Origin of the sequence: Ensifer sp., from assembly GCF_035999135.1 — a bacterium.
GTDB lineage: Bacteria > Pseudomonadota > Alphaproteobacteria > Rhizobiales > Rhizobiaceae > Ensifer.
In genome coordinates, this window is record NZ_DASYGZ010000065.1 from 69,227 (window position 1) to 79,451 (window position 10,225).

Annotated in this window: 12 protein-coding genes; 3 read left to right on the forward strand and 9 right to left on the reverse strand. The window is 64.4% G+C overall.

Annotation, left to right across the window (positions count from 1 at the left end; translation table 11 throughout):
• Positions 1-80: 80 nt before the first annotated feature.
• A complete protein-coding gene (locus VGO12_RS07470; protein ID WP_327512086.1) occupies positions 81-851 on the forward strand; it encodes an adenylate/guanylate cyclase domain-containing protein in 771 nt (256 codons plus the stop codon).
• A gap of 45 nt (positions 852-896) precedes the next feature.
• Here the strand turns inward: VGO12_RS07470 and VGO12_RS07475 are convergent, their stop codons facing one another.
• From VGO12_RS07475 to VGO12_RS07500, 6 genes are all read right to left on the reverse strand, one after another.
• On the reverse strand, positions 897-1,238 hold the full coding sequence (locus tag VGO12_RS07475; protein WP_327512087.1) for a hypothetical protein: 342 nt from the start codon (positions 1,236-1,238) through the stop codon (positions 897-899).
• Positions 1,239-1,481: 243 nt separating this feature from the next.
• Entirely contained in the window at positions 1,482-1,883 is a 402-nt protein-coding gene (locus VGO12_RS07480) for a GFA family protein (protein WP_327512103.1), read from the reverse strand.
• Positions 1,884-2,295: 412 nt separating this feature from the next.
• Positions 2,296-2,736 (reverse strand): GNAT family N-acetyltransferase, encoded by a 441-nt coding sequence (locus VGO12_RS07485; RefSeq protein ID WP_327512088.1) that lies wholly within the window; start codon positions 2,734-2,736, stop codon positions 2,296-2,298.
• A gap of 496 nt (positions 2,737-3,232) precedes the next feature.
• Positions 3,233-3,931, reverse strand: a complete 699-nt coding sequence (locus VGO12_RS07490) for an RES family NAD+ phosphorylase (RefSeq protein ID WP_327512089.1) — start codon at positions 3,929-3,931, stop codon at positions 3,233-3,235.
• A gap of 2 nt (positions 3,932-3,933) precedes the next feature.
• The gene (locus tag VGO12_RS07495) at positions 3,934-4,338 is read right to left on the reverse strand and encodes an antitoxin Xre-like helix-turn-helix domain-containing protein (protein WP_327512090.1); all 405 of its coding nucleotides are present in this window, start codon (positions 4,336-4,338) and stop codon (positions 3,934-3,936) included.
• Positions 4,339-4,741: 403 nt separating this feature from the next.
• The gene (locus VGO12_RS07500; RefSeq protein ID WP_327512091.1) at positions 4,742-5,734 is read right to left on the reverse strand and encodes a carbon-nitrogen hydrolase family protein; all 993 of its coding nucleotides are present in this window, start codon (positions 5,732-5,734) and stop codon (positions 4,742-4,744) included.
• Positions 5,735-6,042: 308 nt separating this feature from the next.
• Between VGO12_RS07500 and VGO12_RS07505 the strand changes: the two genes are divergently transcribed.
• Entirely contained in the window at positions 6,043-6,666 is a 624-nt protein-coding gene (locus VGO12_RS07505; protein ID WP_327512092.1) for a hypothetical protein, read from the forward strand.
• A gap of 54 nt (positions 6,667-6,720) precedes the next feature.
• Here VGO12_RS07505 and VGO12_RS07510 read toward each other — a convergent pair whose 3' ends face one another.
• Positions 6,721-7,770, reverse strand: coding sequence for an aldo/keto reductase (locus VGO12_RS07510; protein ID WP_327512093.1), 1,050 nt, complete (start codon positions 7,768-7,770; stop codon positions 6,721-6,723).
• A gap of 212 nt (positions 7,771-7,982) precedes the next feature.
• On the opposite strand from VGO12_RS07510, the gene VGO12_RS07515 reads away from it, so the two are divergent.
• Positions 7,983-8,960, forward strand: coding sequence for a SphA family protein (locus tag VGO12_RS07515; protein ID WP_327512094.1), 978 nt, complete (start codon positions 7,983-7,985; stop codon positions 8,958-8,960).
• Between the two features lie 247 nt (positions 8,961-9,207).
• On the opposite strand, the gene VGO12_RS07520 is transcribed toward VGO12_RS07515, so the two are convergent.
• Both VGO12_RS07520 and VGO12_RS07525 read right to left on the reverse strand, forming a co-directional pair.
• Positions 9,208-9,888 carry a glutathione S-transferase family protein gene (locus tag VGO12_RS07520; RefSeq protein WP_327512095.1) on the reverse strand — a complete coding sequence of 227 codons (681 nt, stop codon included), beginning with the start codon at positions 9,886-9,888 and terminating at the stop codon, positions 9,208-9,210.
• Between the two features lie 144 nt (positions 9,889-10,032).
• Positions 10,033-10,225: hypothetical protein (locus VGO12_RS07525; RefSeq protein ID WP_327512096.1), on the reverse strand; the 193-nt coding region annotated here is incomplete at its 5' end.

Sequence of the window (10,225 nt, forward strand, 5' to 3'; positions counted from 1 at the left end):
CAGCCGTTGCTAAAGCTTGGCAAATGGCAGAAGCTCCCTTCATTCCGTACAGCTCGCCGGAGCCGAAGCAGATACACGCCATGACTGAAGCCTCTGCCGTTCAGCCAAGCCATCGCGGCGATGCCCGCATCTGCCGCGGGTGCTGGGACCAGATGCATGTGCCGATCCCGATCCGCGGGCCGCTGGCGCTGCCATTTCGCGCCTTCGGCATTACCCGCAGCAAGATGAACCCGAACATCTGCACGATCTGCGAGCGCTCCTTCCGCTACGTCAAGAAGCAGAGTCACGTTGCGGCAAGCGCCACCATCCTCTTTGCCGACATCCGCGGCTTCACCCAGCTTTCGGAGCGGATCGAACGCATCCGGCTGAGCGAAATCGTCAGCCTGTTTCAGGATCGTTGTGCTCAGGCGATCTGGGCGCATGACGGCATCGTCAACAAGACGATGGGCGACGGGCTGATGGCGATCTTCAATTTTCCGATCGTCCGGACGGATCACGCGCAAGCGGCGATCCGGGCAGCGCTCGATATCCAGCGGCTATGTGCGGAGGCCCTCGGCCGCCTGCAGCTCGACGATCTCAAGGGCCAGCCGCTCGGCGTCGGCGTCGGCATCCATTCGGGCGATGTCGAGATCGGCGAGTTCTCGAGCTTCCGCAGCGATTTCACCGCGATCGGCGGCACGGTCAACCTGGCGTCCCGGCTCGAATCCCAGGCGGAGGCGGGGGAGATCCTGATCTCCAGAGATACGGCTGATCAGGCCGGGGACCTGGCGTCGGGTGCGCCGACACGGCTCCTGACGTTGAAAGGGATCGATCAGCCGGTGGCGGCAAGGGTTATCGTCAATCAAGGCTGAGAGCGTGTCTCAGCCGGCAGGCCAAGGCCTGGCTCTCGGGCTCGCTCACAGCGCGCCTTCGTCCGTCAGCGAAGTGACTTCGCCGACCTTGCCGCCGGAAACGAGGCAGCGCCATTTGGCACGCTGTGGACCAACGCCGACGATGACCTGGGTGGTGACCTGCGACAGGTCCGAGCTCAACGTCGCGATGTCGGTGTTGTTGGCCTGCCTGGCGACGGCCTGTTCGCAGGCGCGTTCGTCGGCCGGGTTTCCGCCGCGAAGTGCTGCTGCGGTCGCCTCGGATGTCGAGGGGCGTGGCGGCGTCGAGGTGGATGATTGGGAGCAGGCCGACAGGCTGAGGAGGGCTGCAAGCGACGCGATTGCGCCGGTCAGATATCGCATGGACACTCCGCTCCCTCCTTGGGTGATGGCAAGCCAATCAATGCACGGTTGTCTCAATCTTTCACGAAATGAGGAGATGATCCAGTGCACCGGCGATGGGCGGTACGCTGGAGAGCTTGGTATGGGCGCTTTGGTGGGAAACGCCTACGGAGCATGCCGCGCAAAAATGCGCCGCGGTTTGCAATTCGCACATGCGAAAGATCATGACATCAAAGCGCGCCAAGCGAATCCGGAAGATGGTGGCCCGCACTAAAACCAGAGGTCGCGCACGCATTTTCCATCGGATGGAAGGTCTTCAAAGGTGTCAAAGCCGTCGAAGCGATTGACGGGCAGGTCGGCCACCAGCGCAGGCGTTGTGTGCCTCAAGTTGACGCCGATGCGCCGGCGGCCCTCGTCGTCGATCTGCAGGCTGCGCCAGGCCAGGACACCGGCGCAGGTCGGGCAGAAACGGATCTCGAGCGTGGGCTCGGCCTCGTCGGCGCGGATATAGGACGCGGTCTTGCCGGTGAGGGTGACGCGTTCGCCTTCATAATCATAGGCCCAAAGCGCCCCGTGTCGCCGGCACATCGTACAGTTGCAGACGACAATCCTGCCGGGGTCGCCTTCAAGCGTCCAGTGTGCGCCGCCGCAGTGGCATGAGCCCTTGAGCATGAGTAAAAAAAACCTCCGTTGGGTGTGCGGGCGTGATGGTGCATGAACTGGTTGCTGCATGCAACCGGTTCCTGTGCTGTGGCCGTCACGTTTCCCCGGAGGCGGGCGCTGGCGCCCGCAACGGCAGCGAAGTCGGCTATTTATGTGCCTGATCAGGAAGCGTGTTCCGCGCCCGGCTGGCGGGCCGTGTTGTCGAGCGAAGATGGATGGGGTCCCAAAGATCCCATCCGATCCGATGCAGTTCGCGGAAGTCCATGTCAGCCAGATTGTGCATGTGTGATGTCTCCGATTGGCTGGCGGGGCCGGGCTGTCGGGATCGTTTCATCGTTTCCTTGAAACAGTGACGCGATCCAACTCTTGAAAGAAAACAATTCCGGGCGGAAAAGCGTTTCACGCTTTTCCTGGAATGGCACTAATTGCGGTCGAGCCGCATGACCTTCTCCCCGTCCAGCATCATGCCGGTCTCGCGGAAGCCGACGCGGTGGTAGAGTGCGTGGGCGCGGGTGTTTTCGGGGGTGACGCCGAGATAGATGTCGCCGCATTCGGGGATTGTCGCCATGTGGGCAAGGAGCGCGGCAAGAGCCTGAGAGCCATAGCCCTTGCCCTGGTGGCGCGCATCGATCATCAGCCGGTAGATCCAGTGGTTGCCGTCATCCGGATCGAGCGCATACATGGCAAAGCCGACCGGCGTGTCTGCGGCCATCACGGCAAAGCCGACGCATTCGGGCCGCTCGGCCAATTCCGCGAGAGACTCCGCGTTGCTGGCGATGAAATCCGTCTGGTCTTCCTGAACATCCAGCCGGCGGACGGTATCGGCATGGACGGCGTCGACGGGCAAAAGGGTGATCGTCATTCGTTTCCTTCATTCGGCGCTTGGCGTTTGCGGACGGGTCCGTTGTTTCGGCCGCCTTCTCCCCGCGGGGGCGGGGAGAAGGGACCTTGCGAGCGCCGCGACGGCGTTGCGCGTCCCGTCAGAGGCGCGAACGGCGCTGTGGCCCATTTGTCCCCTGATCGACTGGGATCAAAGGAAATGGGCAGCAGCGTTCGGGCTCGGTTCCTCTCGCGGGGCGGGCGGAGGAGACCGGAGGGTCGCGCAGCCAAGGCGCTCGCACATTCCCGATCCCCTTGCAGGGAGAGCGAGAAGCCTGGGAGCCAGGTTTGGCGAAAGCGGGGGTGCTTCCGACGGGTTTCTATCGACGTGATCCGTAGCCAGTTTCTGTTCGCCAGTCCGCGACGCGCGACCGTGGCGGCGTGTCCAGGAAAGGTGAGCCCTTTTCGGACGGGTGGGTTGCGGGAACATTGCAAGCGCGCGATGAAGCCGCGGCATTTTTTGCAAGCAGGCCCGTCGCTTACGCCTCGTCGATGACGCGTGGCTCGGGTGCGCCGTCCCATTGAAAGGTGATGGTGCGGCCCTGGCGGATGTTCTGGATCACGGCAGGACGGAAGACGGCGAGGCACTCACCCTCGGGGTCGCGGGCGGAGGGGTAGATCAGGCCGTTGCCGCCCTCGGCAAGGATCGTGGCGGCGAGCGCCTGGCCGGCCGGATAGGCAATGGCCGTATCCGGATCGAGATAGGCGGCGCCCTTTTCTCCTCGCACGTCATGGAAGCGGCAGGTGAAGCCGGCGATCAGTTCGCGGTAGCGGCCGATGTCGTGGAAGCTGCCGGCTTCGGCCAGTGCCCGGGTGCGATGATAGACGATCTCGGCCTGGCAGGTTTCAAGCGCGCGCGGGCCGAAGGCGCAATACCAGGCGCCGCGGTCCTCGCCGTTGAAGCGATTGCCGGGCGGGCGGGCATGGCAGAAGGCGGCATTGATCAGCGACCAGCCGTAGCCGAAGGTCTCGTTCAAGAGCTCGGTCGGATCGACGCCGGCGGGCAGCGCAAGCGGGCTGAGGCGCGCCGACGTCATCGCCTCCAGCCGGTTGAGGATCTCGATCTCGTCGTCATCGTCGGCCAGCGGCCTGACCGCCGGCTCGTCGATATAGGCGGTCGAGATCAGCCGGACGGTGGCCGGTTCGTTGAAGTCGATCTCAGGCAAGGAAAGCGGCATGCTCACAGCCCGCCGCGCAGGCCATCGAGATAGCGCCTGACCTTCAGCATCACCGGAATGCCGCCCTCGATCATCAGATCGACGGGTGCGCGGCCATAAAACAACGGTCCGGTGTTGACCGCCTTCGGCCATTGGTAGGTGAGCGGGCCGTTGAAGAACAGGCGAAGGCCCTTGAAGATGCCGACGATCAGGCTCGCGCGCATGCGCTTGTCCTGGTCGAGCCTGCCCTTGAAATCTCCCGCCTTCATCCGGTTCCAGGTGGCGATCGGCACGTCGAAGAGCTGGGCTGCTTCCTTGTTCGTCAGGTTCCAGAGCTCGCAGGCCTTGACCACCGCCTTGACGATGACCGCTTCCTCATGGCGGGCAGTCGCCCGATCGGGAGCGAAAGCGGGTTGGGCGCTGGTCATCATTCGTCTCCCATGGAGTGGATGAGTGTATCATATGATATGAAATGGCGATGTTGCGGGAGAAGTCAAGGGGGCGCCGCATCGGCAACGCGGAAGCTGCCCCTCATCCCCCTGCCGGGACCTTCTCCCCGTAGTCACGGGGAGAAGGGGAGTTGCCGCGCCCGCTCGAAACTCTCACCCACGGTCGCCGGGATGTGCGACGCGCCGCACGTCTCCTTCTCCCCGTGATTACGGGGAGAAGGTGGCCGGCAGGCCGGATGAGGGGCAAGCCCTCACCGTGGGATGAGGGGCAAGCCCTCACCGGGGGGGTGAGGGGCAAGCCCTCACCGGGGGATGAGGGGCAAGCCCTCACCGGGGGGATGAGGGGCAGCGCGTTGGCAGCGTCCGGCATAAAGGGCGACCCTCAAAACCTGTCGCGGCTTTCGCTTCTTGGGTCGTCCTCCACCAGGTGCGGCGCGTAGAGGTCGCCGCGCGCTTTCCGTCGCCAGGGGCGCGCGGGATGGTCCGGTTCGATGCGGATGTCTGCGATTGCAAGCCCGGGAAGGCCATCCGCCCGGCACAGGGCCGCCCACTGGCCGTCAGGTGCAGCGATGCCCGAAGGCGCGCTCACGCTCTGGCGTGCATGCGCGGCGTAGCTGACCCAGTAGCTGTTGCTGGCCGCATGCCCGAGGATCTCCGCAGCAAAGGGCGGTGCTGCGGACGGTGACTCGCCGGTGGTCGAAAACAGCACGCAATCGACATCGAGGCGCTCATATTCGGTGAAGAGCTCCGGATAATGCGTCTCCATGCCGAGGGTACAGCCGAAGCGGATGCCGTCGACGTCGAAGGTGACGGGGGCCTTGCCCGGCGAATACATGAACGAGATCTTGGTGTTGGACAGCATGCGCTCGTCATAGCGCGTCGCGAGTTGTCCGCGATCCGAGACGACGTAGAGGCTGTTGTGCGGGCGGTTCGGCGGGGTCAAGGGGTGGACCGAGCCGAACACCGTCCAGAGCTGCAGCTCGCCGGCAAGGCGGATGGTCGCCAGCAGCTCTTCGCGCAGCGCCGCCCAATCGAACCGGATCCAGTCCGACGGGCCGATTTCGGCGGGGCCGATCTCAGACATGATCCGCTTGTTGGGTGCGCATGTGGCGCCCTCGGGAAAGTGAAGGAGCCGCGCGCCGGCGTCGCGCGCCTGCCGCATCAGAGCCCGCATCTCGGCGCCGGCCGCGCGAAGCGCGCTCGCATCGCGCGGGTCGTCAAACAGCGACGTCTGGGCGACAGCGAGACGCAGCGCTCTGGCGTCGGGCGGCGCTTGTGGCGCTCCGCGCAGATGGCTGAGAGCCGCGGTGTAGGATTCCCCGGTTTTTGCGGCGCGGGCGCGCACCCGGCGTTTGAAGTTTCGGTTTTGCGTCATTGTCAGGCCTTTCCCGTCGCGGACGCACGCTCCCCAGCAACCACGCCCGAAACGATCGGACCCAAGACAAATGACCCGAGACTTTTGGTCCCTTTGCCTCCGGTAAAGACCTTGCTGGGGAAGGCCATGGGAGGTTGGGCGTGGGGTCGCGCCTGACATGAAGGGTGTCGCTTCGGGTGCGATTCGTCAATCTTGTTGCCTCCGACGGCGAGACGCGCGGCGGAGAGGCCTCGGCCATCACGGCAAATCGATTTTACTGCGGCAAAGGCGATCGATAGGCTCTCGGCGCAGTTATGGGAGAAAGAGCCATGAAGCGCACATTTGCAGCCATCGCCTTCGCCCTGGCCTGTTCCGGCACGGCCTATGGGCAGGATACCAGCATGAGCTTCTTCGTCACCAGCGTGAACCCCGGCAAGGGCGGCGATCTCGGCGGTTTGCAAGGGGCGGACGCCTATTGCGACACGCTGGCCAAGGCGGCCGGGTCGACGGGCAAGAGCTGGAAGGCCTATCTGTCGACGGACGCGGAAAACGCCCGCGACCGGATCGGCACCGGCCCTTGGGTAAACGCCAAGGGCGAGAAGATTGCCGATGACGTGGCGTCGCTCCACAGCGACAAAAACAACCTGACCAAGCAGACGGCGCTCAACGAAAAGGGCGAGGTGATCAACGGGCGCGGCGACACGCCCAACCGCCACGACATACTGACCGGCTCAAAGGCCGACGGCACGGCGGCCGCCGACACCTGCGGCAACTGGACGATGGGCGGCGGCGAGGGTGCCGCGATCGTCGGCCACAGCGACCGCACCGGATTGAACGATTCCGCCGAAGCAAAATCGTGGAATTCCTCGCATGCGACGCGGGGCGGCTGCACGGTCGAGGCCTTCAAGGGCACGGGCGGCGAGGGGCTGTTTTACTGTTTCGCGACGAAGTAGTGCACCCGTGCGCTTGACTGGGCGCGAGGGTGCGGGGTGGCGTGCCCCGATCGATCACACATGCGGGCCGAGCAGCGACAGGTCGGCCTCGCCGAGGCGGTCCTTGGCGCTCCACAGCTGGTGCCAGTACGGATAGATCACCGGCGGCAGACTGACGGCGTCGAGCAGCTCCTTTTCCTCGTCGGAAAGCTTGAGGCCGGCGGCAGCAAGGTTGTCCTTGAATTGGGCCTCGGTGCGGCCGCCGATGATGACCGAGGTGACGCCCTTGCGGCCGATCAGCCAGGCGAGCGCCACCTGCGCCGGCGAGATGCCGCGCTCGCCTGCAATCGCCACCAGCATGTCGACGATCTTCCACAGCCGCTCCTCGTCGCGGATCGGCGGTTCCTTCCAGCCGGCGAGCTGGCGGGTGCCGTCGGGCGTTTCGTTGCGCCGGTGCTTGCCCGAGAGCAGGCCGCCGGCAAGCGGGCTCCAGACGAGCACGCCGAGCCCCTGGTCGATCGCGATCGGCAGCAGCTCGTACTCGGCCTCGCGGGCCTCGAGCGTGTAGTGGATCTGCTCGCTGACGAAGCGCTGCCGTCCCTCGAGCGCGCTGATGCCGAGCGCCTTCATGATGTGCCAGCCGGAATAGTTTGAGCAGCCGATGTAGCGAACCTTGCCGGTGCGAACGAGGCTGTCAAGCGCCTCCATGGTTTCCTCGAGCGGCGTCAGCCCGTCCCATTCGTGCACCTGGTAGAGATCGATGACGTCGGTCTTCAGGCGCCTGAGGCTCGCCTCGCAGGCGGCGATCAGATGGTAACGCGACAGGCCGCCGTCGTTCGGACCCGGTCCCATGTTGAAGCGCGCCTTGGTGGCGACGAGCACCCCGTTCTTGCGTTTGCCGCCGAGCACGTCGCCGATGATCTCCTCGCAGGCGCCGGTCGAATAGATGTCGGCGGTGTCGATCAGGTTGACGCCGGCATCGAGGCAGAGATCGACGTAGCGGCGCGCATCCGCAAGTCCGACATTGCCGACCTCGGCGAACTTGCCGCCGCCGCCGATCGTCATCGTGCCCATGGTAATCGTGGAAATTCTCAGGCCGGAACGGCCGAGCAATCGGTATTCCATGGTCAGGGTCCTTTGCTTTCGCGCATGGATCGGCCGGGGCGGCACGTTGCCGCCTGAAACAAAGTAGCGGCGAGCGCCGCTGGGGCAAGGTTCCGTCGATCGCTTCAAGCCTGCAATCGGGCGCGGCAGACGCAACCCTGCGATTTGTTAGGGCTGGCTTGATGAGGGCGAAATGATATCGTTCGCGTCGAGAGATGAGGGGAATCACTTTCATGAACCATGCGAAATGGCTGCTTTGCGCAACGGCCGTCGCCGCCGGCCTGACTTTGGCGATTGCGCCGGACAGCGCCAGAGCCGCCGAAAATGGCGCGGGCTTCTACCTGCTCGGCGCGCGCGGCCCGCTGGCCGGCCTTCTGGCGCCGCCTGGCACCTATTTCCAGAACGACAACTACTTCTATGTCGGCGAGCTCAAGGGCAACAAGCAACTGCCGCTTGGCGGCGAGATCGTCGGCGAAGTCAAGGCGAACCTCGTCGGCGTCTTCGGAACCGGCCTCTGGGTGATGCCGGAAGAGGTGCTTGGCGGCAATCTCGGTTTCAGCGCAATCGTTCCCTTCGGCGGACCCAATGTCGATGCGACGCTGTCGGCACCGCGGGCCGGCCGTTCTGCAAACGCCACCGACTCGGTCTTCACCATCGGCGACCCGGTGCTCGGCGCCTCGCTCGGCTGGCATGAGGGCGATTTCCACTGGACGGCGAATGCCAGCGTCAACGTGCCGATCGGCGACTACCGGAAGGGCGAGCTGGCCAATATTTCCTTCAACCGCTGGGCGGGCGACCTGACCTTTGCCGGAACCTGGTTCAACCCGGAAACCGGTTTCGACCTTTCGGGCGCCGCGGGCTTTACCTTCAATGGCGAGAACCCGGCGACAAACTATCGCACCGGCACGGAATTCCACGCGGAATGGGCCGTGACCCAGCATTTCAGCCCGCAGTTTTCCGCCGGCCTTGCCGGCTACTTCTACCAGCAGGTGACGGGCGACAGCGGCTCGGGCGCAAGGCTCGGCGATTTCAAGGGCCGTATCGCCTCCATCGGCGGCACGCTCGGCTACAATTTCAAGGTGGCCGAAACGCCTGTGTCGCTGACCTTGAAGGTCTTCCAGGAATTTGCCGCCAAGAACCGCCCCGAGGGCACCGCCGGCTTCGTCACCATCGCGTTTCCCATCGGCACGCCGCCGGCGCCGGTGAAGTAGGTCTCGCCTCCGGCTGATTGCCCCTCATCCGCCTGCCGGCACCTTCTCCCCGCCAGGCGGGGAGAAGGGACGTGTGGCGACCGCTCGCTCCAACAACAAGCAGCCTCAAACGACCTGCCGACGACGCCTGGTTCGATAGAGCTGCCGCAGGGCTCGTTCCCTCTCCCCGCCTGCGGGGAGAGGATTAGTCCTCGGGTTAAACCCGAGGAGAGGGGCGCCTTTGGGCGTGAAGGAGCCGCGACCGCGCCTACATCTCGAAAAACCGTTCCGGCATCAGGTTGCGGTACGGGAACATGTGGAAATAGGGCCGTGCCTCGGCGAGCACCCGGCGCACGGAAGCGCGTTCGAGCAGGCGCTCGAAATAGGCCGCCAGATGCGGGTGCTTCTCATCGAAGGGCTCGACGATGCCGCCATAAAAGAGCGCCGGTGAAGCGGCGCAGTCGGCGAGGCTGACGCTGTCGCCGGCGGCAAAGGTGTTTTCGGCGAGGTGCTTGTCGGCCATGCCGTAGGCGAGGTTGAGCGTCGCGCGGGCATCTTCGACGCCGCGACGGTCGTTCTCGCCTGAGGATCGGAGCGTATCGGTGACGATCTTCTGCATCGGCACGTGGACGTAAAGATCGAAGAAGCGATCCCAGAGCCGGACCTTCAGGGCCCGATCGACGTCGTCAGGAATGAGCTTCACCTTGCCGGGATAATGGCGGTCGAGGTACTCGATGATCACGGAGGTTTCCGGCATCACCACGTCTCGGGCGCTGTCGGTCAGTACCGGCATCTTGCCGGCGGGCCAGAGCGCTGCAAAGCGGGCGGCTTCCGCCGGATCGAGAAGATCGACAAGGCTGCTCTTGAACGGGGTATCGTTCTCGTAGAGCGCGATCAGCACCTTGTGGCAAAAGGAGGCAAGCGGATGCTGGTAGAGGGTCAGCGACATCAGGGTGATCTCCGGTTCGCGCGGTTCCAAAGGCCTTCGTATCGATAGAACTAGGACCGCGCCCGCGGTTGTCCATCGTCAATGATATCATTTTAGTACTGGTTTAAATATACAAGCGGATTGTGCTCAACGCGGCCCTCGATGTCAACACAACGACACCCGGCCTGCCTGAATTTGCCTGCGGCCATTTGGAAAGCGCAAAAGCTGCCCTAGAATAAAGGGAGTGAGGGCGTCGCAACGCTCGGCGCCCGTCGTCATCGCGACAGGGGAGGATTGCCGATGCGCTGCTTCACGGTACTTGGGCCCTCGCAGACCGGAAAAACCACGCTTGTGGACA